General features: G+C 70.2%; 24 protein-coding genes and 1 tRNA gene. 12 read left to right on the top strand and 13 right to left on the bottom strand.

Translation table 11 applies throughout. The features are described from left to right. Positions 1–321 precede the first annotated feature (321 nt). Positions 322–1,809, top strand: coding sequence for a D-alanyl-D-alanine carboxypeptidase family protein (locus tag BIU90_RS01235; protein ID WP_175470102.1), 1,488 nt, complete (start codon positions 322–324; stop codon positions 1,807–1,809). A gap of 132 nt (positions 1,810–1,941) precedes the next feature. On the opposite strand, the gene BIU90_RS01230 is transcribed toward BIU90_RS01235, so the two are convergent. Further along, positions 1,942–2,014: transfer RNA gene (locus tag BIU90_RS01230), tRNA-Lys, on the bottom strand. Between the two features lie 36 nt (positions 2,015–2,050). Between BIU90_RS01230 and BIU90_RS01225 the strand changes: the two genes are divergently transcribed. The 3 genes from BIU90_RS01225 (at position 2,051) to BIU90_RS01215 (ending at position 4,741) form a co-directional block, all read left to right on the top strand. Next, positions 2,051–2,680 (top strand): DNA-directed RNA polymerase subunit beta, encoded by a 630-nt coding sequence (locus BIU90_RS01225; protein ID WP_071298423.1) that lies wholly within the window; start codon positions 2,051–2,053, stop codon positions 2,678–2,680. A gap of 601 nt (positions 2,681–3,281) precedes the next feature. Further along, positions 3,282–3,881: a sigma-70 family RNA polymerase sigma factor gene (locus BIU90_RS01220; RefSeq protein WP_071298422.1), complete on the top strand. Its 600-nt coding sequence runs from the start codon at positions 3,282–3,284 to the stop codon at positions 3,879–3,881. Then, positions 3,878–4,741: an anti-sigma factor gene (locus tag BIU90_RS01215; protein WP_071298421.1), complete on the top strand. Its 864-nt coding sequence runs from the start codon at positions 3,878–3,880 to the stop codon at positions 4,739–4,741. The genes BIU90_RS01220 and BIU90_RS01215 overlap by 4 nt, the downstream gene beginning before the upstream one ends. Positions 4,742–5,027: 286 nt before the next feature. On the opposite strand, the gene pstB is transcribed toward BIU90_RS01215, so the two are convergent. The 8 genes from pstB to BIU90_RS18535 all read right to left on the bottom strand — a co-directional run bounded on the left by pstB (position 5,028) and on the right by BIU90_RS18535 (position 14,097). Further along, positions 5,028–5,807 (bottom strand): phosphate ABC transporter ATP-binding protein PstB, encoded by a 780-nt coding sequence (gene pstB, locus BIU90_RS01210; protein ID WP_071298420.1) that lies wholly within the window; start codon positions 5,805–5,807, stop codon positions 5,028–5,030. A 35-nt stretch (positions 5,808–5,842) separates the two neighbouring features. Then, complete coding sequence (gene pstA, locus BIU90_RS01205; RefSeq protein ID WP_071298419.1) at positions 5,843–6,922, bottom strand: phosphate ABC transporter permease PstA; 1,080 nt, start codon at positions 6,920–6,922, stop codon at positions 5,843–5,845. Positions 6,923–6,935: 13 nt separating this feature from the next. Continuing rightward, complete coding sequence (pstC, locus tag BIU90_RS01200; RefSeq protein ID WP_071298418.1) at positions 6,936–7,886, bottom strand: phosphate ABC transporter permease subunit PstC; 951 nt, start codon at positions 7,884–7,886, stop codon at positions 6,936–6,938. Between the two features lie 86 nt (positions 7,887–7,972). Continuing rightward, a complete protein-coding gene (locus BIU90_RS01195; RefSeq protein ID WP_071298417.1) occupies positions 7,973–9,082 on the bottom strand; it encodes a phosphate ABC transporter substrate-binding protein PstS in 1,110 nt (369 codons plus the stop codon). Positions 9,083–9,380: 298 nt separating this feature from the next. Further along, positions 9,381–10,328, bottom strand: a complete 948-nt coding sequence (locus BIU90_RS01190; protein WP_071298416.1) for an NUDIX domain-containing protein — start codon at positions 10,326–10,328, stop codon at positions 9,381–9,383. Beyond that, on the bottom strand, positions 10,325–12,490 hold the full coding sequence (locus BIU90_RS01185; protein ID WP_071298415.1) for an RNA degradosome polyphosphate kinase: 2,166 nt from the start codon (positions 12,488–12,490) through the stop codon (positions 10,325–10,327). The genes BIU90_RS01190 and BIU90_RS01185 overlap by 4 nt, the downstream gene beginning before the upstream one ends. A gap of 90 nt (positions 12,491–12,580) precedes the next feature. After that, positions 12,581–13,411, bottom strand: a complete 831-nt coding sequence (mshD, locus tag BIU90_RS18540) for a mycothiol synthase (RefSeq protein ID WP_071298414.1) — start codon at positions 13,409–13,411, stop codon at positions 12,581–12,583. Positions 13,412–13,413: 2 nt separating this feature from the next. Continuing rightward, positions 13,414–14,097 carry a response regulator transcription factor gene (locus tag BIU90_RS18535; RefSeq protein ID WP_071298413.1) on the bottom strand — a complete coding sequence of 228 codons (684 nt, stop codon included), beginning with the start codon at positions 14,095–14,097 and terminating at the stop codon, positions 13,414–13,416. A 103-nt stretch (positions 14,098–14,200) separates the two neighbouring features. On the opposite strand from BIU90_RS18535, the gene BIU90_RS01170 reads away from it, so the two are divergent. From BIU90_RS01170 to BIU90_RS01160, 3 genes are all read left to right on the top strand, one after another. After that, complete coding sequence (locus BIU90_RS01170; protein WP_083403579.1) at positions 14,201–14,482, top strand: hypothetical protein; 282 nt, start codon at positions 14,201–14,203, stop codon at positions 14,480–14,482. A 136-nt stretch (positions 14,483–14,618) separates the two neighbouring features. Beyond that, positions 14,619–15,227, top strand: a complete 609-nt coding sequence (locus BIU90_RS01165) for an FABP family protein (protein ID WP_071298412.1) — start codon at positions 14,619–14,621, stop codon at positions 15,225–15,227. Next, positions 15,227–16,300, top strand: coding sequence for a folate-binding protein YgfZ (locus BIU90_RS01160; protein WP_071298411.1), 1,074 nt, complete (start codon positions 15,227–15,229; stop codon positions 16,298–16,300). Before BIU90_RS01165 ends, BIU90_RS01160 begins: the two co-directional genes overlap by 1 nt. Positions 16,301–16,303: 3 nt before the next feature. Here the strand turns inward: BIU90_RS01160 and BIU90_RS01155 are convergent, their stop codons facing one another. Further along, the gene (locus tag BIU90_RS01155) at positions 16,304–17,125 is read right to left on the bottom strand and encodes an SAM-dependent methyltransferase (protein WP_071298410.1); all 822 of its coding nucleotides are present in this window, start codon (positions 17,123–17,125) and stop codon (positions 16,304–16,306) included. 43 nt (positions 17,126–17,168) lie between these two features. Here BIU90_RS01155 and BIU90_RS01150 point away from each other — a divergent pair, with 43 nt between their 5' ends. Further along, positions 17,169–17,915, top strand: coding sequence for a phosphoglyceromutase (locus BIU90_RS01150; RefSeq protein WP_071298409.1), 747 nt, complete (start codon positions 17,169–17,171; stop codon positions 17,913–17,915). A gap of 189 nt (positions 17,916–18,104) precedes the next feature. Here BIU90_RS01150 and BIU90_RS01145 read toward each other — a convergent pair whose 3' ends face one another. Next, positions 18,105–18,644, bottom strand: coding sequence for an AAA family ATPase (locus BIU90_RS01145; protein WP_083403578.1), 540 nt, complete (start codon positions 18,642–18,644; stop codon positions 18,105–18,107). A 145-nt stretch (positions 18,645–18,789) separates the two neighbouring features. Continuing rightward, on the bottom strand, positions 18,790–19,455 hold the full coding sequence (gene phoU, locus BIU90_RS01140; RefSeq protein WP_071298408.1) for a phosphate signaling complex protein PhoU: 666 nt from the start codon (positions 19,453–19,455) through the stop codon (positions 18,790–18,792). Positions 19,456–19,601: 146 nt separating this feature from the next. Between phoU and BIU90_RS01135 the strand changes: the two genes are divergently transcribed. Further along, on the top strand, positions 19,602–20,768 hold the full coding sequence (locus BIU90_RS01135) for a cell wall metabolism sensor histidine kinase WalK (protein WP_071298407.1): 1,167 nt from the start codon (positions 19,602–19,604) through the stop codon (positions 20,766–20,768). Then, positions 20,765–21,445 (top strand): response regulator transcription factor, encoded by a 681-nt coding sequence (locus BIU90_RS01130; RefSeq protein WP_071298406.1) that lies wholly within the window; start codon positions 20,765–20,767, stop codon positions 21,443–21,445. Before BIU90_RS01135 ends, BIU90_RS01130 begins: the two co-directional genes overlap by 4 nt. Positions 21,446–21,561: 116 nt before the next feature. Here the strand turns inward: BIU90_RS01130 and BIU90_RS01125 are convergent, their stop codons facing one another. Next, positions 21,562–22,179 carry a hypothetical protein gene (locus BIU90_RS01125; RefSeq protein ID WP_139195052.1) on the bottom strand — a complete coding sequence of 206 codons (618 nt, stop codon included), beginning with the start codon at positions 22,177–22,179 and terminating at the stop codon, positions 21,562–21,564. 145 nt (positions 22,180–22,324) lie between these two features. Between BIU90_RS01125 and BIU90_RS01120 the strand changes: the two genes are divergently transcribed. Beyond that, positions 22,325–22,807, top strand: coding sequence for a CarD family transcriptional regulator (locus BIU90_RS01120; protein ID WP_017888066.1), 483 nt, complete (start codon positions 22,325–22,327; stop codon positions 22,805–22,807). Then, entirely contained in the window at positions 22,804–24,009 is a 1,206-nt protein-coding gene (gene ispD / locus BIU90_RS01115) for a 2-C-methyl-D-erythritol 4-phosphate cytidylyltransferase (protein WP_175470104.1), read from the top strand. Before BIU90_RS01120 ends, ispD begins: the two co-directional genes overlap by 4 nt. Positions 24,010–24,034 lie beyond the last annotated feature (25 nt).

Raw genomic sequence — 24,034 nt, 5'->3', positions numbered from 1 at the left:
AACGCCCAGAGCTCCCTGTGGAGGACTCGTACCCCGATGCGTCCGACGCAGTGAGTCCGACTGCACGCGCTGCGCCATCCCCCCGGGTGCTGGGGTACGGAACGTGTCCTCAGGAGTACCGATCGCGTCCTCCGTCCGGAACGGCAACACTGCTCCCGTGGGGACTCCACGACAAGAGAACACGAGGGGGGCAACATGGAGCGATCCGTGGAAGCAGCAGACGACAGGTCTCGAGCAGGACTGTCGCGACGGGGGATGCTGATCGCTTCAGCGGTGACCCTGGCCGTCGGGACCGCAGCGATGCCCTCGAGGGCGTTCGCTGTGACCGAAGCCAAGAACCTGCAGGACCTCGACAAGTCGATGCCCGAGGCCGGACCGACCCAGATCGGGCGGAGCCGAGTCGCCGCCACCGGCGCTTGGGGTGGCTACTCGAACGGTGAGATACCGCTCTCGGCGATGACGGCCGTCCCGGCTCAGGTCGGTCAGCCCTACCTGCGTCCGGACGCTGCGGTGGCGTTCTTCGCCGTGAGCAGAGCGTACGAATCGCGGTTCGGGAGTGCTGTCTCGCTCACTGAGGCGTACCGGGACCTCGCTCGCCAGAAGGCGTTGTACGCCGTGTACCAGAACGGCGGGACGCTTGCGGCTGTGCCAGGGACCTCGGTGCACGGGTGGGGCCAGGCATGCGACTTCGGCGGCGGGATCCAGACGCCCGGCAGCGTCCAGAAGCTCTGGATGAACGCGAATGCCCCGGCCTTCGGTTGGCAACCTCGAGGCGATTCCTTCTCCTCCCCTGAGGCCTGGCACTTCGAGTACGACGGCAGCTACGAGCCGGGTGGCAGCGGTGCCGCGAGTCCTGCGGTCGCCTTCGCCACCAACACCGGGGAGCTGTGGACCTGGGCCGGCGCGCCCGGGACGCTCGGGTTCGGCACGGGGACGAAGCTCGGCGTGGCAGCGAACACGAGCCCTGCAGTCAGGACCTTCGGCGACACATCGGCCGTGGCGATCAACTCCACGAACGGATCGCTCTACACCTGGTCCGGCAGAGCAGGGACGCTCGGGTTCGGTGCTGACGCGAAGGTCGGCGTGCGCCCCGGCACGAGTCCGTCGATCGTCCGCATGCCGAACGGGCAGTACGCCGTGGCGTTCCAAGCGACGGACGGAGGCCTCTGGACCTGGGTCGGAGCGCCGGGAACGGTCGGGTTCGCCGCTCCTGCCCGCGTCGGGATGAAGGACAAGACAAGCCCGTCGATCACCGTGGTCGGGGCGAAGGCCGTCGTCGCGTTCCAGGCGAACACCGGCGCGCTCTGGACCTGGACCGGCGACCCGGGCACGACCGGAGGTGCAACGTCGACGACCGAAGGGATGGCCGCAGGGACCAGTCCTGCGATCACCGCGATCGGTTCGAAGGCCGCAGTCGCGTTCAACAGTGGCGGCAACCTGTGGACCTGGAGCGGAACCCCGGCGACGATCGGCGGCGGCAGCAGCACCAAGCTCGGGATGTGGCCCGGTTCGAGTCCGTCGATGACGACGGTCGGGTCGAACGCGGCCGTGGCGTTCCGAGCATCCGGCGGCGGCGGCCTCTACACGTGGTCGGGACAACCGGACACCGTCGGGTTCGGCGCGAGCACGAAGCTGGGCATGAAGGACGGCACGGTGCCGAGCATCACGACGGTCGGCACGAACGTGGCCGTCGCGTTCGAAGCGGATTCCGGCTCGCTCTACACGTGGTCGGGCGCACCGGCCACCACCGGGTTCGGCGCGGACTCCCGCCTGGGCATGTACCCCGTCGGGGGACCGTCCATCGGTTGATCGACCGGCAGACAGCTCCGGTGCACCAGTGAGATCGACCGGTCGCTGAGTCCAGGAGCCCTTCGGGCGTCATGCGTCCGGAGGGCTCCGCGCCGTCCGGACCGCTCCGCGCCGTCCGGTGGGCGGTACCAGTGGGCCCCGTGGGGCTCGAACCCACGACCCTCGGATTAAAAGTCCGGTGCTCTACCAACTGAGCTAGAGGCCCTCTGCGGCAAGGCTATCGGACGCCTACACTGCTGCGGTGCCTCGCGATCACCACCGTCCCGTCCACTTCACCGACGCCGAGTTCGCCGCGCTGCAGGGCGGCGAGGACCCGGCGCTGGTGAACCGCGTCGCGCACGAGACCGCGAACGCGCTGCTCCACCGTGTCCGGCAGGGCCCCGACCCGCAGGTCGTCGAGCGGCTGGTGACGTACACGGACGTGCACGGCATCGAGGCCGTCGCGGAGCTCTGGGCCCGCGTGGGGCCACACACCCTGCCGGGAGCCCTGTGGCGGATCTACCTGATGCGCACCGTGATCCGGCAGAACCCGGACGAGATCGCGTTCTTCTTCACCCGCGGCACGGAGCGCATCGGCACGATCGACCAGGCCGTCGCCGGCGCCGAGCAGCCGACCGGTCCAGCCGAGATCCTCTCGCTCGCGGACAGCATCCTGCACGGGTTGTACACGGGCGACTTCGCGGTGGCGCTCGACCGCGGTGCTGCGTTCTGCCGGCTGGCCGCTGCGGGAGCGTCGAGCGTGGCGGACGACTCCGACCTGACCGCCGAGGAGCGCGCGAGCGTCCTCACCGTGCGGGCGTTCCGTCTGGCCGAGCTGGCGGAGGACCTGTCGGCGGCGGCCGCGCTGTGGCGCCGCGACGCCCTGGACTGACCAAGCGACACGCCGACAGTCCGGACTGACCAAGCGACACGCCGACAGTCCGGACTGAGCCAGCGACGGACCGGACCCGAGCGACGGACCCGAACCGAGCCTCCAGAACGACGGAAGACGCAGAACGACGGACCGCATCCGGGTACAGAAGCGCCGGGCCGCAGAAGCGCCTCTCGGCGCGAGGCCGCTCGAAGCGGCGAATTTTGGAGCCCGGGGCTTGCTGCGGCCCGGCGACGTCGAGTCTACGAGATCGATGCCGAGCGCGCTCCCGTGTTCACTCTCGGTGGACACCACCAGCGCCGGGCGTGCCGCGGCCAGCCCGCCGACCATCGCCGGACGGACGACGCGACGTGCGGGAAACCGCACCTGAGCACCCCGGGCAATCCGACTGGGCGAGGGTGCCGAATCATCAGCGTGTGACGGAACCCATGGGTCGTCACACGGCGAGGGTCACCCTGTGCGACCCGACCCGGCTCACCCGGCCGGAGTAATTCCCTGCGGGCCGCGCAGGGACCCTCGTCCCAACCGCTCTCGACCAACACACGGCGAATCGCCGGGGGTTGGTCGGGTCACCCGAGAACCGGAAGGAGGAAAACCTGCAATGCTTGCGATCGTGGAACGCGACACCGACAGCTGGAGCTCGACCGAGCCGGCACCGGTGTCTGCCGACTCCCTCCTCCTCCGGGTCGCCCAGGGCGACCAACAGGCTTTCTCCGACCTCTACGACGAGCTCTCCGGCCGTGTGCTCGGCCTCATCACGAGGCTGCTCAAGGACCGGGCCCAGTCCGAAGAGGTCACCCAAGAGGTCTTCCTCGAGGTCTGGCAGCAGGCCGCGAAGTTCGACACCGCCCGCGGCAGCGCGGCGAGCTGGGTCCTCACGATGGCCCACCGCCGAGCGGTCGACCGGGTCCGTGCCGCACAGGCCTCCCGTGACCGCGACACCAGGATCGGCATCCGCGACTTCGAGTCCGGGTTCGACCAGGTGTCCGAGTCCGTCGAGATCCGCATCGAACACGAGCGGGTCAGCCGTGCGCTCGGTCGTCTGACCGAGTTCCAACGCCAGGCAGTCCAGATGTCCTACTACGGCGGCTACTCGCACAGCGAGATGGCCGAGATGCTCGGGGTGCCGATCGGCACCGTGAAGACCCGTCTCCGTGACGGGATGATCCGTCTGCGCGACGAGATGGGGGTGACGTCATGACCGAACGACACGACGACCCCGCGCTCCTGACCGGTTCCTGGGCCACCGATGCCCTGTCCGACGACGAGCGCCACGAGCTCGAGATCGCGCTAGCCGAGTTCCCGGAACTCCGTGCCGAGGCCGACTCGCTGGCCGAGACCGCACGGGCCCTGGCCTACGCGGTCGAGCCCGTCGCGCCGCCGGCAGGCCTCAAGGCCTCGCTGATGGCCGCGATCCAGACCACCCCGCAGGTCTCCGCTGCTCCGGTCGCCCCGGCCCGTCACGTGGCCGAGAGGCCCGAGACCGTCCAGGAGGCCCCCAGCGCCTCCGTCACGTCCGTCACCTCCGGTGGGGGTGCGGCCAGTGCCGCGGCTCGCCGCCGCTGGTTCCAGCGTCCGGCAGCGTTCCTCGGTGCCGTCGCAGCGGTCGGTGTCGTGTGTGTGTCGATCGGCGTCGGTGCCGGCGGTGCGCTCTTCGGCACCCAGGACGGACCCGGGGTCAGCAGCTCGCAGGCAGCATCCGGGCTCGACCAGATCTATGCCTCGCCCGACTTCGCCCGCTCGACCGCGAAGGTCTCGGGCGGCGGCACGGCCACCGTCGTGTGGTCGGACCAGCTCGGCAAGTCGGCGGTCATCCTCGACGGCGTGAAGGCCGCACCGAAGGACAAGACCTACGAGCTCTGGTACATCGGGTCGGAGTCCTCCGGCGGCACCATCAAGTCGGCCGGCCTCATGAACGACGTCGACGGCGGCGTGCGCTCGGCGGTGCTGAGTGGCGCGAAGTCGAGCGGTGCGACGATCGGCATCACGGTCGAGCCCGCCGGTGGCTCGGAGCAGCCGACCACGACGCCGATCGTGGCCGTCCCGACCGAGTCCGCGTAGCCCCGCGCGGGCGGTCGCGGCTCGGCGGTCCCGTTCGCGGTGCAACTGCCGACGCGAAAGGACGAAGCCGCTGTCGTACGACAGCGGCTTCGTCGTTTCGCGCGTGCGGGCCGGATCGGCTGCCAGCGCCGCGACATCTCCGTTGTCGTACGACAGCGGACATGTCGTTCCGGGTCGGCAACCCGCGCCCAGGTGCAATGGCGAGGGCGCCCAGCGGGACCACGAGAGGCCCGGTGCCGTCCCTGCGGACGTGCACCGGGCCTCCTGGCCGTGCTGGAGCGTCAGCTCATCCGAAGCGACCCGAGACGTAGTCCTCGGTCGCCTTGACGGACGGGTTCGAGAAGATCGTGGCGGTGTCGCCGTACTCGATGAGCTTGCCGGGTGCACCCGTGCCCGCGATGTTGAAGAACGCGGTCTTGTCGGACACGCGCGAGGCCTGCTGCATGTTGTGGGTCACGATCACGATCGTGAAGTCCTTCTTCAGCTCCTCGATGAGGTCCTCGATCGCCAGGGTCGAGATCGGGTCGAGCGCCGAGCAGGGCTCGTCCATCAGCAGCACGTCGGGCTGGACCGCGATCGCGCGGGCGATGCACAGACGCTGCTGCTGCCCACCGGACAGGCCCATGCCGGGCTTGTCGAGCCGGTCCTTGACCTCGTTCCACAGGTTCGCGCCCTGCAGCGAGCGCTCGACGATGTCCTCGGACTCGGAGCGGCTGATGCGCTTGTTGTTGAGCTTGACGCCGGCCAGCACGTTGTCCTTGATGGACATCGTCGGGAACGGGTTCGGCCGCTGGAAGACCATGCCGACCTGGCGACGGACGATGACCGGGTCGACGCCGGGGGCGTACAGGTCGTCGCCGTCGACCTTGACCGAACCCTCGACGTAGGCGCCGGGGATGACCTCGTGCATGCGGTTCAGCGTGCGGAGGAAGGTCGACTTGCCGCAGCCGGACGGGCCGATGAAGGCCGTCACCGTGCGGGGTTCGATGGTCATGTCGACGCCCTCGACGGCGCGGAACTTCGAGTAGTAGACGTTGAGGCCGTCGACCTCGATGCGCTTGGACACGGTGATCCTTACTGTGTTCGGTGCTCGGGTCGCGGCTAGCGCGAGAGCTTGGGGGCGAAGAGTCGGGTGATGAAGCGGGCCAGCAGGTTGAGCAGCATCACGATGAGGATGAGCACGAGGGCTGCGGTCCAGGCCCGGTCGACGAACGGCACCGGGTTGGCGCCCTGCTGCGAGTACTGCGTGTACGCGAACACCGGCAGTGTCATCATCGGGTTGCCGAACAGGTCGTAGTTCATGCTCGTGGTGAAGCCGGCCGTGACCAGCAGGGGAGCGGTCTCACCGATGACGCGGGCGATGGCGAGCATCACGCCCGTCGTGATGCCGGCGAGCGACGTGGGCAGCACGACCTTGACGATCGTCAGCCACTTCGGCACACCGAGCGCGTACGACGCCTCGCGGAGTTCCATCGGGACGATCTTCAGGACCTCCTCGGTGGAGCGCACGACGATCGGGATCATCAGCACCGCGAGGGCGACCGAGCCGACCAGGCCGAAGCGGGCACCGGGACCGAGGAAGAGCGCGAACAGCGAGTACGCGAACAGACCGGCGACGATCGAGGGGATGCCCGTCATGACGTCGACGAAGAACGTGATGCCGCGGGCCAGGGCGCCGCGACCGTACTCGACCAGGTAGATCGAGGTCAGCAGGCCGATCGGCACGCTGATCAGCGCCGCGAAGAGCGTGATCTCGAGCGTGCCGACGAGGGCGTGCACCGCGCCACCGCCGACCGAGATCACGCCGCGCATCGAGTACGAGAAGAACGCGGCGTCGAACCGGGCGAGGCCGTCGGCCAGCACGGTCCAGAGCAGCGACACGAGCGGCAGGACGGCGATCACGAACGCGGTGACGACGAGCGAGGTGACCAGGCGGTCGACGGCCTTGCGGCCACCCTCGACGATCCGCGAGACGACCACGATGAGCACGTCGAACAGGACCGTGCCGAGGAACAGCGCGGCGACGATGTTGAAGTCCTTGACGGCGCCGCCCGCGTTGAGCAGGGCGAAGACGAGGGCCAGGGCGACCCAGCTGCCGCCGAGCAGCAGCCACGGGACGGACTTGTGCAGCTTGCCGTTGGCGAAGACGTTGCCGGCGGACTGACGGAGTGCGAGGGACATCGGGTGCGACCTCTCAGCTGACGCGCTTGCGCACGATGTACCGCGCGAGCATGTTGATGACCAGGGTGATGACGAACAGGATCAGGCCCGTCGCGATGAGTGCGTTCAGGGCGGTGCCCGACGCCTCCGCGAACTGGAGCGCGATGTTCGCGGCGATGGTCGACGGGTTGAGGGAACCGATCAGGTTGAACGTGACGTTCGTCGAGACCGACAGCACGAGCGCGATCGCCATCGTCTCGCCGAGCGCACGGCCCAGGCCGAGCATGATCGCCGACACGATCCCGGACTTGGCGAACGGCAGGACCGACAGGCGGATCATCTCCCACCGGGTGGCACCCAGGGCGAGCGCGGCCTCTTCGTTGAGGGTCGGCGCCTGCAGGAAGATCTCGCGCATGACCGCGGTCATGATCGGGATCGCCATCACGGCCAGCACGATCGAGGCGGTCAGGATCGTGCGACCCGTGCCGGACACCTGCCCGGAGAACAGCGGGATCCAGCCGAAGTGCTCGTTGAGGAACGCGTAGAACGGCTGCACGAAGCGCGCCAGGACGACGATGCCCCAGAGGCCGTAGACGACCGAGGGCACGGCGGCGAGCAGGTCGATGACGTAGCCGAGCACCGGCGCGATGCGGCGCGGTGCGAAGTGTGAGATGAAGAGCGCGATGCCGATCGAGAGCGGCACGGCGAAGACCAGCGCGAGGAACGCGGACCAGATCGTCCCGAAGACCAGCGGCCCGACGTAGTCCCAGAAGTTCTTCGCCTGGTTCGGCAGCTCGCCCGCCTTGGCCGAGAACGCGGGGACGCTCTGTGCGACGAGGAAGGCCGCGACCAGGGCGAGGACGACCAGGATGAGGCCGCCGGAGATGACCGAAGCGGCGGAGAACACGCGGTCGCCGACACGGACGACGGGCTTGGGCTTCGGCGGGGTCACCGTGGAACCCTGCTGGACGGGTGCGGTCGTCATGGGGAGTGGGACTCCTGTCGGGAGACGGGGAAGCGCCCGGACGCCGGTCGGTCGTGCTGACCGGCGTCCGGGCTCTCGGTGAGGAGTTACTTGATGGAGGCGACCGCGTCAGCGGCCTTCTTGCCGAGGTCGCTCGACAGGGCGGCCGACTTGGCCTCCGAGGCGGCGGCCTTCTGCGCGTCGTCCGACACGGCGTAGGTCAGGTACGCCTTGACCAGGTCGGCCTTGGTCGAGTCCTTGTACTCCTGGCACGCGATGGCGTAGGAGACGAGCACGAGCGGCCAGGCGCCCTTGGCGGTGTCCTTGCGGTCGATGTTGATCGCCAGGTCGTTGTCCGCACGACCGGAGACCGTCTCGGAGTCGGCGACGACCTTGGACGCGCCGTCAGCCGAGATGGTGGTGGCGGTGTCGCCGACCATGAGCTTGGCCTTCGACAGGTCGCCCGCGCCGGAGTCGTCGATGTAGGTGATGGCGTTCGAGGCGCCCTGCATGGCCGAGGCCACACCCGAGGTGCCCTTCGCGCTGTCGCCGACCTGGTACGGGAAGGTCTGGCTCGGGGCAGCGGTCCAGACGTCGCCGGCGTTCTTCGACAGGTAGTCGGAGAAGTTCTGCGTGGTGCCCGAGTCGTCGTTGCGGTGCACGACGGTGATGTTGGCGTCCGGCAGGTCGGCGCCCTTGTTCAGGGCCGTGATCTGGGAGTCGTTCCACTTGGTGATCTTGCCGGCGAAGATGCCGGCGATCGTCTTGGCGTCGAGCGTCAGGTCCTTCACGCCGTCCACCTTGTAGGCGATCGCGATCGGGGAGATGTAGACGGGGATGTCGATCGCCTTGGAGTCCGCGGCGCAGTTGGCGAAGGTGCCCGAGAGCTCCTCGTCCGAGAGTGCGGCGTCGGAGCCGGCGAAGTCAGCCGCGCCGGCGATGAAGTTCTTGCGGCCAGCGCCGGAGCCGTCCGGCGAGTAGTTGACCGTGACGCCGGAGGCCTGGTCCTGGAAGCCAGCGGCCCAGACGGTCTCGGCGGTCTGCTGGGCGGAGGAGCCCGAGCCGGTGAGCGTGCCCTTGAGGTTCGAGTAGTCGACACCCGAGGCCGAGGCCGACGTGGTGCTGCCCGCGCCGCCTTCGTTCGCCGCGCACGAGGAGAGCACGACCGCGCCGGTGATCGCGACTGCCGCGACCATACCGATTCGCTTGATGTTCACAGGGGTCCCTTCGGGAAGTGAGAGCAGGTGGGACCGCTGTGTGGTCCCGCGGGCCGGTGCCGACCCGCGAGCGACTGTAGGGACGCGAAGTGACCGGATTGGTCGTCATCGGTGAACGGCAGGTGAACGAGGGGTTCACCCGGCGCGGAACGGTGGCAGAACGGTCGTTCCAGGAGCATGCTCGGGAACAGCGTGCCTGGCGACGGTCTGGAGGCTCGGGTCGTCCGGGCAGGCCGGTCCGGCCCGGCGCCACCCGGGTCCGCCGCTGCGTGGCCCGGGGCCGCCGGCGTGGGGTCTGCTACGCCGAGACGGGGTTGCGGTGCGTCTCGACCGCGATCAGCGTCCCGCCGGCGATGTGCAGCACGGCGAAGTCACCGACGGACAGCATCGCGGCCCGGCGCAGGTCGAAGCGGCTCGCGTCGTCAGCGGTGTCCGTGGCGATGCGCGCGACGATGTCCGGCAGCACCGGACCGTGCGAGCAGAGCACGGCGGACTTGCCCTTGGCGAGCCGCTTGCGCACGACGCCCTTGACGTCGTCGGTGCCCTGGTCGTGGGCGTCCTGGCTGATGCCCGGGGTGCTCGACACCCCGACCCGGACCGCGTCGGAGAGCGGCTCGACGGTGGCCAGGCACCGCGCGGCCGTGCTGCTGAGGATCTTGCGCGGGCCGTACGCCGCGACCGGGGCCGCCACGGCCCGGGCCTGCGAACGACCGACGGGCAGCAGGGGCCGGGTGGCGTCGGGGCCGTGCCAGTCGTGCCCGGGCGTGGTCTTGGCGTGCCGGAGCGCGATGAGGGCGAAGGTGTCGTGCTGCCCCTGCTCGGCGCGCTCGGCGAAGCGGTCGAGGATCTCGACGTCACGGGCGTAGGTCAGCCGCGCACGGGCGTCGTCGATGCCGACCCACTCGACCGCCGCGACCTCGTCGTTCGGGCGGAAGGCGCCGGCGCGCTCGTGCTCCTTCGCCGAGACCCGGGCCGCCCAGTAGTGGACGACCTTGTCGCGGCCGTTCGGCAGCAGGTACTCGGCGGTCCCGAGCGGTGCGCCGAGGTGGACGCGGTAGCCGGTCTCCTCGTCGATCTCCCGCACGGCGGCGGTGGGGATCGCCTCGCCCGGGTCGACCTTGCCCTTGGGGAACGAGACGTCGTTGTGGTGCTCGCGGTGGATGAGGAGCACGAGCGGTATGCCGTCCTGCTCCCGCCAGACCACTGCGCCCGCAGCGACGACGGGGCCCGAGGGTCCGCCCTTCACCGTGCAGAGCGCTTCCGGGACGAGATCTTCCGCATGAGGACATTCTGCACGTCCTCGAGCGGTCGGCCGTCGTCGTCGGTGGAGTGCCGCGTCCACTCGCCGTCGGACTCCAGGTGCCACGAGCTGGTGGTCTCGGCCATCGCGAGGTCGAACATGTCGGTGACCTCGGTGACGTGCGCGGGGTCGGACAGCCGCACGAGGGCTTCGACCCGGCGGTCGAGGTTGCGGTGCATCATGTCGGCGCTGCCGATGAACACGTACGGGTCGCCGTCGTTGTGGAACGCGAACGCGCGGGAGTGCTCGAGGTAGCGCCCGACGACGCTGCGGACGCGGATCGTCTCGCTGACGCCTTCGATGCCGGGCTTGAGCGAGCAGATGCCGCGCACCCAGATGTCGACCGGCACGCCGGCCTGGCTGGCGAGGTACAGCGCGTCGATGATCTGCTCGTCGACCATCGAGTTCACCTTGATCCGGATGCCCGAGGGCAGCCCGGCCAGGGCGTTGTCCGTCTCGACCTGGATCCGCTTGAGCAGGCCCTTCCGCAGGTGCAGCGGCGCGACGAGCAGGCGCTTGAACTTCTTCTCGATCGCGTAGCCGGAGAGCTCGTTGAACAGGCGGGTCAGGTCCTTGCCCACGGTGTCGTCCGCGGTGAACAGGCCCATGTCCTCGTAGATGCGCGAGGTCTTCGGGTTGTAGTTGCCCGTGCCGATGTGCGTGTAGTGCTTGAGCGTGCCGCCTTCCTGCCGGATGACGAGCACGAGCTTGGAGTGCGTCTTCAGCCCGACCAGGCCGTAGACCACGTGGACGCCCGCCTTCTCCAGCTTGCGGGCCCACGTGATGTTGTTCTGCTCGTCGAAGCGCGCCTTGATCTCGACCAGGGCCAGGACCTGCTTGCCGGCGGCGGCCGCGTCGATCAGGGCCTCGACGATGGGGGAGTCGCCGGAGGTGCGGTAGAGCGTCTGCTTGATGGCGAGGACGTTCGGGTCCGCCGCGGCCTGCTCGAGGAACGCCTGCACGCTGGTCGCGAAGGACTCGTACGGGTGGTGGACCAGGACGTCGCGCGTGGCGATCGCCCGGAACAGGTCGGGCTTCGTGTTCGGTTCGCCCGGCTGGAACTGCACCGGGGTGGTCGGCACGTGCTTGGGGTAGTGCAGGTCGGGGCGGCTGATCTTGGAGATCTCGAACAGGCAGCCGAGGTCGAGCGGCGACGGCAGCCGGTAGACCTCTTGTTCCGTGATGTCGAGCTCGCGCACGAGCAGCCCGAGCGTGACCGGGTCCATGTCCTCGGTGATCTCGAGACGGATGGGCGGGCCGAAGCGGCGACGGAGCAGTTCGCGCTCGAGGGCCTGGATGAGGTTCTCGGCCTCGTCTTCCTCGATCTCGACGTCCTCGTTGCGGGTGACGCGGAACACGTGGTGCTCGAGGACCTCCATCCCCGGGAACAGGTCGTCCAGGTGGTTGGCGATCAGGTCCTCGAGTGGGATGAAGCGCATGCGGCCCGAGCTGTCGTCCGGCAGCGGGATCAGCCGCGAGAAGTTCTGCGGGACCTTGAGACGCGCGAACTCCTGCCGCTGCGACTTCGGGTTGCGGACGCGGACGGCCAGGTTCAGCGAGAGGCCGGAGATGTAGGGGAACGGGTGTGCCGGGTCGACCGCCAGCGGCATGAGCACCGGGAAGATCTGCTCGGCGAAGTAGTCGCGCATGGTGAGCCGGTCGGCCTCGGCCAGGTCGGACCAGTGCTCGATGTGGATGCCAGCCGCGTCCATGTCGGGCTTGAGCGACCCGATGAACGCCTGCGCGTGCCGGTCCTGCAGCTCGTGGGCCTTGCGTGCGATGTCCCGCAGCACGTCGCTCGGGGCACGGCCGACGTTGGTCGGGACGGCGATCCCGGTGTCGATGCGGCGCTTCAGCCCGGCGACCCGGACCATGAAGAACTCGTCGAGGTTCGACGCGAAGATCGCCAGGAAGTTGGCGCGCTCGAGCAGGGGGACCGTGCGGTCCTCGCCGAGTTCGAGCACGCGCTGGTTGAACCGCAGCCAGCTGATCTCACGGTCGAAGTAGCGGTCCGTGGGCAACGACTCGTGCTCGGTCTCGACGACCTCGTCGAAGTCGTCGAGGTCGTGCGAGACGGAGTCCCCGTCGAGCTGCGGTTCGGTGTCCATGCGCACATCCTGCCACCCGCCGGTGTCCACGACGCCACGCTCCCGTGGCCTGTGGATGGATGTCAGCGCCCCGTGGCCTGTGGATGGATCTCAGGGCGCGGCGTACTGCACGTCGATCGCGTGCTGCGTGAACCCGGACCGCCGGTAGAGCGCCAGGGCCGGTTCGTTGTCGCCCTCGACGTAGAGCGCCTGCGCCTGCAGGTCGCGTCCGAGGAGCCGTGCCGTGCCCGCCCGCATGAGCACGCCGCCGAGGCCCCGCCCCTGCAGGTCGGGACGGACGGCCACGGCGTAGAACTCGCCGATGCCGCCCTCGACCTTGAGCCAGCACGACCCCGCCAGGTCGCCGGCGGCGTCACGCAGGAGCAGCAGGTCGTCGCCGTCGAACCACCCCTCGGCTTCGCGTGCCCGCAGGTCGTCGAGCGTCATCGACCCCTGCTCCGGGTGGTGCGCGAACGCCGTGGCGTTGAGCGCGAGCCAGTCCGACTCGTCGGTGCTCGGCGCGGAGGCGCTGCCGGCCCGGAACGCTGCCAGCGCGTACCCGGACGGGAGGCCCTGGTCGGCTCCGACCGTCGGCACCGGCGCGCGCAGCTGCAGCAGCGTCCGCGTGGCGGCCCATCCCAGCCGCGTCGCGATCGCGCGTGCCGCCGGGTGGTCGCCGTGCGCCCAGGCGAGCCGGGGAGCGGCCCCGCCGCCCAGCGCGAGCGCCTGCTCGACGAGCCGGGTCCCGACACCGCGGCCACGGGCCTCCAGGGCGACGACCAGCTCGAGCTCGCCGTCCCTGGCCACCGCGACCCCGTCGGGTTCCGCGGCGCCGTCCGGTTCGGAGAGAACCACCGCACGACCGGCGCGGACGTCGACCAGGGTCTGGTCGGAGAAGGGCGGGGCCTCGCCGGGGGCGGCGAAACGCGTGAGGTCGGGCACCCCTACTGGCCCATCAGGCGGTCGGCCTCGTCGTCGTAGACGTTGAACCGGTAGCCGACGTTGCGGACGGTGCCGATGAGGGACTCGAGGTCGCCGAGCTTCGCGCGGAGCCGTCGCACGTGCACGTCGACGGTGCGGGTGCCACCGAAGTAGTCGTAGCCCCAGACCTCGCTGAGCAGCTGCTCGCGGGTGAACACGCGCGAGGGGTGCGTGGCGAAGAAGCGCAGGAGCTCGAACTCCTTGAACGTCAGGTCGAGCGGCTTGCCCCGGACCTTGGCGGAGTAGCTGGCCTCGTCGATGACCACGCCCGACGCCTGGATCTTCGTGCCGGTCTGGTTCTTGGCGGCGCGCCCGGAGCTCAGGCGGATGCGGGCGTCCACCTCGGCGGGCCCGGCGGTCTCGAGCACGACGTCGTCGACGTTCCACTCGCTGGTCACGGCGGTCAGGCCGCCCTCGGTCACGACGAGCACGATCGGCGTCGTCGAGCCCGAGGTCGACAGGATCTTGCAGAGCGCCTTGGCGCTGACCAGGTCGGAGCGGGCGTCGACGAACATCAGGTCGCACTGCGGGGCGTTCACCAGCTGCGCGGCCTCGGCCGGGACGTGGCGGATCCGGTGGCTCAGCAGGCCGAGGCTCGGCAGGACGTCGCCGGGCGCGGCCGAGGTGAGTACCAGGAGCTGTGCCACAGGACCTCCAGAACGGGGTTGACGTCTGCGCAACATCCTAGTGATGCTCGGGAAGTGGCCCGACCCGCCCGGAGCGCAGGGATGCTGCTGTCATGATGGGGGCGTGACCGAGCCCGTCCCGCCCACCGACCAGCGCCGCCTGCGGCTCACGTCGGTGCTGCCCGTCTGGCTGCTCTCGATCGTCGGGGCGGTGCTCGTGTTGACGCTCAGCGAAGGGGACTCGTTCGCCTGGCTGCTGCTCGTGTTCGTCGCCTCCGTGCTGGTCAGCTTCGTCCTGCAGCTCATCACCGCGACCAAGGACGGGCTGGTCGAACGCATCAGCATCGCCTCGTCCGGGTCGTTCGTCGTCGTGCTCGTCACCGCCGTGGTGCTCCTGGCGCGTTGAGCCGCTCCGCGTAGACTCGCAGCATGGATTCGCTGCTTGCCCTCGAGCTCTTCTACGTCGGTCTGCTGGGCCTGGCGTCGCTCGCGATCGCGTTCATCTCCGTGACCGTCGTCGTCAAGCTGTTCAAGGGCCAGCGGTGATCGAACTGCCCGAGGGCCTGGCCCCGGAACTCGTCCCGCTGTCCTGGCTCGTCGGCGTCTGGGAAGGCACCGGTGTCGTCGAGTACCCCGTCGGCGAGGGCGAGGAACCCGACGTCAAGAACTACGAGTTCGGCCAGCGTGTGAGCTTCAGCCACGACGGCCTGCCCTACCTCAACTACTCGTCGACGACGTGGCTGCTCGACGAAGCGCACACGCCGCTCGCCGCCGAGATGGGCTACTGGCGACTCGACCGTCCGAGCGAGCCCGGCGACCGCGGCCCGGCGATGCTGCTGGGCGAGGGCGTCGTGCCGTTCGGGACCACCCAGAGCGTCGAGACCCTGCGCAACACGAACGACGGCTTCGACATCGAAGCGGCGATCATCCACCCCACGGGCGTCAACGAGCTCTACGTCGGGCAGGTCCGCAAGGGCCGCATCGACCTGGCCACGGACGCCGTGATGCGCTCCGCCAACGCCAAGGACTACGCCGCGGCCACCCGCATCTACGGGCTCGTCGAGGGCAAGCTCTTCTGGGCGTGGGACATCGCCGCGCTCGGTCGTGCCCTCACCTCGCACGCCTCGGGGCAGCTCGCGAAGGTCGACTGATGACGGGCTCGGTGTTCGTCGGCCGGCCCGGGTTCGTCGCGTCCGACGTCGGACCCGCGGCGCACTTCGGCAACCCCCTCGGTGAACAGCGCGCGCTCGCACAGGGAGGCGCGGTCGTCGAGCTCGGGCTGGGCGTCGTCACGGTCACCGGGCCGGACCGCCTGTCGTGGCTCAACTCGATCACGTCGCAGCTGCTGCTCGGGCTCGCACCCGGTGTCGGCACCGAGACCCTGGTGCTCGACCAGTCCGGACGCGTCGAGCACGCCGCCCGGGTCGTCGACGACGGCACCACCACCTGGCTGCTGACCGAGGCGTCCGACGCGGCACCGCTCGCCGACTGGCTGTCGTCGATGCGCTTCATGCTCCGCGTCGAGGTCGCCGACCGGTCGGCGGACTTCGTCACGATCGGCGCCTTCGCCGATGCGGCCCCGGTGGACGGCACGGTCGTCGAGTGGGTCGACCCGTGGTCGTCCGTCACGCCTGGTGGATGGGGCTACGCCAGCCTGGAGGCCCACCCCGGCTCCGACTGGACGCTGCGGATCGCCGTGCTCGAGTCCACTGCCGCGGTCGCGCTCGCCGCGTCCGACCAGCCCGCAGCGGGGCTCCTCGGGTACCAGGCGCTGCGCATCGCCGCGTGGCGTCCGGCCCTGACCGACACCGACGAGCGGACGATCCCGCACGAACTCGACTGGCTTCGGTCCGCCGTGCATCTGTCGAAGGGGTGCTACCGCGGGCAGGAGACCGTCGCGAAGGTCCACAACCTCGGGCACCCGCCGCGTCGCGTCGTCATGCTGCACCTCGACGGCTCCGACGCCGTGCTGCCGGAACCGGGCACCCCGGTCTCGCTGGACGGCGCTCCGGTCGGCACCCTCGTCGCGTCGGCGGTGCACCACGAGCTCGGGCCGATCGGCCTGGCGGTGGTCAAGCGCTCGCTCGACCCGACGGCGGTGCTCACCCTGAGCGCGGACGACGTGGTCGTGACGGCAGCGCAGGAGACCATCGTCCCGCCGGGCGCCGGCGCGACGGCGAACGTGCCGCGGTTGCCCCGGCTCGGAGCGGTCCGCCGCAACTAGTCGTCAGCCGCGGCTCGGCGACAGCCGTTGCTCGGCGTCCGCCGGGGCGACGGCGGACCACGGGACGCTGAGTTCGCCCAGGCGCCACCGCGTCGTGCCGTGCAGCACCGGCCAGCCGCGCTCCCGCATCCCCGACACCGCCGCCAGCCAGCGCTGCCGCGGTCCGTAGGTGCCGAGCGGTGCGGCCACCGCCCACGCCAGGTCGAGGTCCCGCAGGAAGTCGTGCACGCGCTCGCCGGGCACGTTCCGGTGGATCAGGGCCTTGGGCAGCCGTTCGGCGACGATGCTCGGTACGTCGAGGCCCGCCAACCGGAGCGCGACCGTGAAGGTCAGCGGCTGCCGGTCGTCGAGTGTCACCCACGAGGCCACCCGGCCGACCTCGTTGCAGGTGCCCTCGACGAGCGCGCCGCCCGGTTGCAGGCGGTCCTGCATGATCCGCCACGACGCGGCCACCTGGGACTCGTCGTACTGCCGCAGCACGTTGAACGCGCGGATCACGGCCGGGCGTCGGCGACCGGGGGTCGGTGTCTCGAACCCGCCGAGCCGGAACGTGACACCGTCGCGGGTGCCGGCGTTCGCCAGGGCCACGCGGGACGGCTCGATCTCGATCCCGGTGACCTCGACGTCGGGTCGGACCCGGGCCAGGCGGTCCCGGAGCTCGAGCGTCGTCGTCGGACTCGCGCCGTAGCCGACGTCGGCGACGAGCGGGTCGTCAGCGCGGCGGAACGCCGGCAGGGCCGCGATCCACCGATCGACCCGACGCAGACGGTTGTGCCCGGTCGTCCCGCGCGTGACGGAGCCGATCGGCGAGGGGGTCCCGGGCATGGGACCAGGCTACGGGGAGCGGGGCGCTCGGTAGACTTCCGGCATGACCTCCACGCTCGTCCTGCTCCGTCACGGCAACAGTGACTGGAACCAGAAGAACCTGTTCACCGGTTGGGTCGACGTCCGGCTCTCCGAGCTGGGCGAGAAGGAGGCGAAGCGCGCCGGCGAGCTCATCGCCGAGTCCGGCATCGTCCCCGACGTCCTGTACACCTCGCTCCTGACCCGCGCGATCCAGACCGCCGACATCGCCCTGCTCGAAGCCGACCTGGCGTGGCTGCCGGTCAAGCGCGACTGGCGCCTCAACGAGCGCCACTACGGCGACCTGCAGGGCAAGGACAAGGCCCAGACGCTCGAGCAGTACGGCGAGCAGCAGTTCATGGAGTGGCGCCGCTCGTTCGACGTCCCGCCGCCCCCCATCGCCGACGACGCCGAGTGGTCGCAGTACGGAGACCGCCGCTACGCCGACCTGGGCGAGGACCTGCCCCGCACCGAGTCGCTCGCGCTCGTCATCGAGCGACTGCTGCCCTACTGGGAGTCCGACATCACGAAGGACCTCGGTGCGGGCAAGACCGTCCTGGTCACCGCGCACGGCAACTCGCTGCGCGCGCTGGTGAAGCACCTCGACGGCATCTCCGACGACGACATCGCGGGGCTCAACATCCCGACGGGCATCCCGCTCGTGTACGAGCTCGACGACGACTTCCGCCCGACCGGCCCGTCGCGCTACCTCGACCCCGAGGCTGCCGCTGCCGGAGCCGCCGCGGTCGCTGCCCAGGGCGCCAAGCAGTAGCCGCTCCGCCCGACACCGCACACGGGCCCACCCCACGCAGGCCCACCCCACGCCTCTCCGCGAAAGCGACAGTTCGGCGCCGAAGATCCGCCGCGATCTGTCGCTTTCGCGAGGGGGACGAGGGCGCAGCGCGTCGAACTGTCGCTTCCACGATGGGAGCGGGAGCGGGAGCGGGCCGAGCCGGGCGCGTCAGACGAAGTGCGACGCGATCTCCTGCACCAGCGCGCCGACGTCGTACGGCGCGGTGGTGTCCACCCGGACGACCGGACCGACGCCCATCGGTCCGGCGTCCGTGCCGTGCTCGTCCCAGAACGCTTGGATGTCCGCCAGGTCGCCGTGCACCTCGTGACGGACGGGTGCGCCCGGGTCGTACCGGTCCGCCAGCCGCTCGCGTGCGGTGGCCGCGTCGACGTGGCACCACACCTCGACGACGCGCGGTGACCCGGCGGAGGCGAGCCCGGCCTCCAGGAAGGCCCGGTCGCGCGACGGCAGCCAGACGGCGTCCAGGACGACCCCGTTCTCGACCGCGCCGGCCATCTGCCACATCGTGGTCATCGCGATCGCCCCGAGCTCGCGCGACGGGATCATCGGCCCGGCGATGTCTGCCAGGGGCTCCTTGATCCGGTCCTTCGACAGGAACGGGCAGCCGAGGACCTCGGCGAGGGCACTGCCGATCGTGCTCTTGCCCGAGGCGGGCATCCCGTTGACGATGATCGCGACCTGTGCCATGCCACGATCCTGACAGACCGGAACGGGCCTGACAGACCGGAACGGGCCTGACAGACGGAACGGGCCTGACAGACGGAACGGGCCTGACAGACCGAACGGGCCCGCCGGACCCCGCAGGGCCGACGGACCCGTCGGGTCGGACCGCTCAGACGCTCGCGTTCGAGCTCGCGCCCACCCAGTCGCCGGTCGCCAGGTACTCGACCTTCTTCGCGATCGAGACCGCGTGGTCGGCGAAGCGCTCGTGGTAGCGCGAGGCGAGGGTGGCGTCGACGGTGTCGATCGGCGCGCCCTTCCAGGTCTCGCCGAGCACGAAGTCGAAGACGCTGGCGTGCAGCTCGTCGATGGCGTCGTCCTCGTCACGGATCTCGCTGGCGAGGGCGATGTCCTCGGTCGCCAGCAGGCGGGTCAGCTTCTGCGCCATCGCGACGTCGAGCTGCCCCATCTTCTTGAAGGTGCCGCGCAGGCCCTTCGGGACGACCTTCTCGGGGAAGCGCTGGCGGGTGAGCTGGGCGATGTGCTCGGCCATGTCGCCCATCCGCTCGAGCGACGAGCTGACGCGCAGCGCGGTGACGACCACGCGCAGGTCGCGGGCGACGGGGGCCTGGCGGGCGAGGATGTCGATCGCGATCTCGTCGAGGCTGTTGGCGGCCTCGTCGATCTTGGCGTCGTCGGCGATCACCTCTTCGGCGAGGGCCACGTCGGACTCGCTGAACGACTGCGTCGCGCGGGTGATGGCGGACTCGACGAGTCCGGCGATCTCGGTGAGACGCTCTTGGACGTCCTGGAGTTCCTGCTGGAAGACTTCGCGCATGGGGGATGGCCTCTCTCTGCGTACCGGGAGAGTGTCGTCACCCCAGGTGAACGAACGGTGTCCCACGCCTGAACGCTTCGCGATCCGGCCTGCGAACGGGGGTGAACGGTGCTGGAACCCCGTGTGACCACTCCTACACTGACGGCATGGACAACGCGTGGCTCGTGCCACTGTCGATGCTCCTCGGCGGGGTCTTCGGCGCGGGTGTCGTCGGGCTCATCATCACCGCCGAGCGCACGGCACGGGCAGCCGACGTCGCTGAGCGCACCCTGCCGGACGGCGTCGCGGCGGTGATCGCCACGATGCACAACCCCGCCGTGGTCGTCGACCCGTCGAACACCGTCGTGGCCGCCTCGCCGCAGGCCCTGACGATCGGCCTGGTCGTGCGCCGCCGGCTCGTGCACGACGAGCTCCGCAAGCTGGTCGACCGGGTCCGGTCCAGCGGCGAGATGGGCTCCGAGGACATGGAGCTCCCGCGCGGCCGTCGGGGCGAGCTCGTCGGCTACCTCAGCTTCCGCGCCGCGCAGCTCGGCAACCGCTACGTGCTCGTGACGGCGGACGACCTGACCGAGTCCCGGCGCATCGACGAGGTCCGGCGTGACTTCGTCGCGAACATCTCCCACGAGCTGAAGACCCCGATCGGCGCCATCGGCCTGCTGTCGGAGACCCTGATCGCGGCCGCCGACGACCCGGTGCACGTGCGGAAGTTCGCCGCGCAGCTCGTCACCGAGTCCGAGCGCCTCGGGGCCCTGACGAAGGACATCATCGAGCTGTCCCGGCTGCAGTCGGTCGACACACTCGAGTCGAGCGAGGACATCTCGATCGACAAGGTCGTCTCCGCCGCCGTCGACGCGAACGAGGTCGTCGCCCGCGCCCGCGACATCGAGATCGTGCGTGCGAAGAAGTCCCGGCTCCGCGTGATGGGGGACCCCGGCCTGCTGCAGGTCGCGGTCTCGAACCTCATCGCGAACGCCGTCAAGTACTCCCCGGACCACACCCGCGTCGGCGTGGGCATCCGGAGCAGCAAGGGGTTCGTCGAGATCGCGGTGACCGACCAGGGCGTCGGCATCCCCGAGGCGGACCTCGACCGGGTGTTCGAGCGCTTCTACCGCGTCGACCCCGCACGCTCACGGGCCACCGGAGGCACCGGCCTCGGGCTCGCGATCGTGAAGCACGTCGTCGGCAACCACGGCGGCGACGTGCGCGTGTGGTCGCAGCCCGGCAAGGGCTCGACCTTCACGGTCCGCCTGCCCGAGGCGGACACCGAACTGACAACAGCACTCGAAGAGCAACTGGAAGAGCAGCCATCGTGACCAAGATCCTCATCGTCGACGACGAGCCGGCCCTGAGCGAGCCCCTGGAGTTCCTGCTGCAGCGTGAGGGGTACGAGACCTCCGTCGCCGCGGACGGCGTGACCGCCCTGTCGAAGTTCGACAGCGAGAACCCGGACCTCGTCCTGCTGGACCTGATGCTGCCGGGGCTGTCCGGCACCGAGGTCTGCCGACAGATCCGCACACGGTCGAACGCGCCGATCATCATGCTGACGGCGAAGGACTCCGAGGTGGACATCGTCGTGGGGCTCGAGCTGGGCGCCGACGACTACGTGACCAAGCCGTACTCGACGCGTGAACTCCTGGCGCGCATCCGTGCGGTGCTCCGACGCCGTACCGAGGACGACCCGGCCGACAGCGGCATCCTGCAGGTCGGCGGGATCCGGATGGACGTCGAGCGCCACACGGTCTCGGTCGACGGGTCGGACACCCCGATGCCGCTCAAGGAGTTCGAGCTGCTCGAGCTGCTGCTCCGCAACGCCGGGCGGGTGCTGACCCGCGGACAGCTCATCGACCGGGTGTGGGGCTCGGACTACTTCGGGGACACGAAGACCCTCGACGTGCACATCAAGCGCATCCGCTCGAAGATCGAGCGCATCCCCTCGACGCCCGAGGTGCTGGTCACCGTCCGGGGGCTGGGGTACCGGATCGAGGCGTAGGCGCCGCCGCGGCGGCGTGGGACGGTCGTTCCGTCACAGACAGGAGGCCCGGTGTGCCGGTCCGTGGGACCGGCACCGGGCCTCCTGTCTGGTCGCGGCCGGGGCCGCCTGTTGCGTCAGCCTGCGGGCGTCGCCGTGGTGTCGTCGCTCGGGGTGCCCGTCGCGCCGTCGGCCGGCGTGGCCGAGTCGGTCGGCTCGGAGGTCCGGGTCGGCGTGGGCGTCGGTGCGAGGGTGTTGTACTCCTCGAGCGCGCTGGTGAGCACCGGCACGCTCGCCGAGACGCCCTCGGCGCCGGAGTACGAGAAGTAGGCCTTGACGAGCGAGCCCGGCGTCACGTCGGCGCCACTGAAGACGATGTCGTCCGAACCGGCCCCGCGGGTGCCCTGCTTCTCGTCCCCGGTCTGCACGCTCGACTCGGCGCGTCCGGACGAGGAGGACGGGTCGACGTGCGAGTTCGCCGGGACCACGACGGTCTGGGCGATGTCCGCAACCTCGATCGTCAGCGTGATCTCCTTCGAGCTCGAGTTGACGATCGAGCCGACGAAGCGGGCGTTCTTGCCGGAGTCGGAGATGAGGAGGGCGTTGCGGACGTCGATCTTGCCCGTCGAGACGTTCACGCCGTCGGTGATCTGCCGGATCTCGCCGGTGGACGCCGGCGACATGAACTCACAGCCGGTCGCGCCGAGCGCGATGGTTGCCGCAACGGCGACGGACACGAGTACCCGAGCTCGCAAGAGAATCCTCCGAAGATCACGATGCGTCGGCCGTTCGGTCCGATGCGCCTCCATCCTAGCGATCACCTGATGGGCCTTCCGGTCACGGCCCCTTACCCGGACACCCCTTGTGGTAAACTGAGTGTTGCGGAACGGAGCTTCTTACATGCAATTCGAAGTCGGCGAAACCGTCGTCTACCCCCATCACGGGGCGGCAACCATCTCTGAAGTCAAGACCCGGGTCATCAAGGGCGAGGAAAAGGTCTACCTCAAGCTGCGTGTCACGCAGGGCGACCTGACGATCGAGGTCCCGGCGGACAACGTCGACCTGGTCGGCGTCCGTGACGTGATCGGCAAGGAAGGCCTCGACAAGGTGTTCGAGGTCCTGCGGGCACCGTTCACCGAAGAGCCCACCAACTGGTCCCGCCGGTACAAGGCGAACCTCGAGAAGCTCGCGTCCGGTGACGTCATCAAGGTGTCCGAGGTCGTCCGCGACCTGTGGCGCCGCGACCAGGACCGCGGCCTCTCCGCTGGCGAGAAGCGCATGCTGGCCAAGGCCCGGCAGATCTTGATCTCCGAGCTCGCGCTGGCCGAGAAGACCGACGAGGACAAGGCATCGACCGTCCTCGACGAGGTCCTCGCCTCCTGAACGAAGCCCGTTCGACGACCCCACCGACCGATCTGGTCCGTGGGGTCGTCGTCGTTGCGGCGGGGTCCGGCACGCGGCTCGGGCTCGGGACCGCCAAGGCGTTCGTGCCCGTCGCGGGCCGCGTCATGCTCGCACGGGCGCTCGAGCCGTTGTTCTCGCTCGCGGACCCCGTGTTCGTGGTCGTGGTCGCTCCGGCCGACCGGCTCGACGCGTGTCGCGCACTCGTGGCCGACGTGGCCGGTGTCGCGTCCGGGTACACCGCGGTGGTGGCCGGCGGTGCCGACCGGCACGCGTCCGTGCAGGCCGGGCTCGCGGCGCTGCCGGCATCGGTCGAGACCGTGCTCGTGCACGACGCCGCCCGTTGTCTGACGCCGGCTGCCCAGTTCGAGTCGGTGTTCGCTGCGGTGTCGTCCACCGGGGACGGGATCATCCCGGCGCTCCCCGTCACCGACACCGTGAAGCAGGTCTCCGGCGACGTCGTGGTGTCCACCGTCGACCGGTCGGCGCTCGTCGGGGTGCAGACGCCGCAGGGCTTCCCGCTCGCAGCGCTCCTTGCCGCGTACGCCGCGTCGTCGCAGTCCGAGACCGATGACGCCGGCGTGTACCAGGCGGCCGGCGGCACCGTGCGGTTCGTCCCGGGCGACGCGGACGCGTTCAAGATCACGACCCCGTGGGACCTGCGGCGTGCTGCGGCCGTCGTCGCGGAGCGGAGCGGTTCCGCGGCGGGGGAGACGGCCATGCGCGTCGGACTCGGGGTCGACGTCCACGCCTTCGACCCGGCCGCCCGGTGCCGCGTCGGGCTGCTCGAGTTCCCGGACGAGCCGGGCCTGGCGGGGCACAGCGACGGCGACGCGGTGGCGCACGCCGTGTGCGACGCCCTGCTGTCGGCCGGCGGCCTCGGGGACATCGGCGGCCGGTTCGGCACCTCGGACCCCGCGTACGCCGGTGCCACCGGGGACGTCTTCGTCCGGGGGGCCGTACAGGCGCTCGCGGACGCCGGACTCGTGCCGTCGTCCGTCACGGTGCAGGTCATCGGCAACCGCCCGCGGATCGGCGCGCGGCGGACCGAGATGGAAGCGGCGCTGTCCGCGGTCGTCGGGGCCCCGGTCGCGGTGTCCGGCACGACGACGGACGGCCTCGGGTTCACCGGGCGCGGCGAGGGGCTCGCGGCGATCGCGACGGCACTCGTCCACAGGGCCTGAAACCCGGCCTGCCCGCCGATTAGGG

Origin of the sequence: Curtobacterium sp. MCBA15_001 (genome assembly GCF_001864835.1) — a bacterium.
GTDB lineage: Bacteria > Actinomycetota > Actinomycetes > Actinomycetales > Microbacteriaceae > Curtobacterium.
This window is presented reverse-complemented; position numbering and strand designations above follow the sequence as displayed.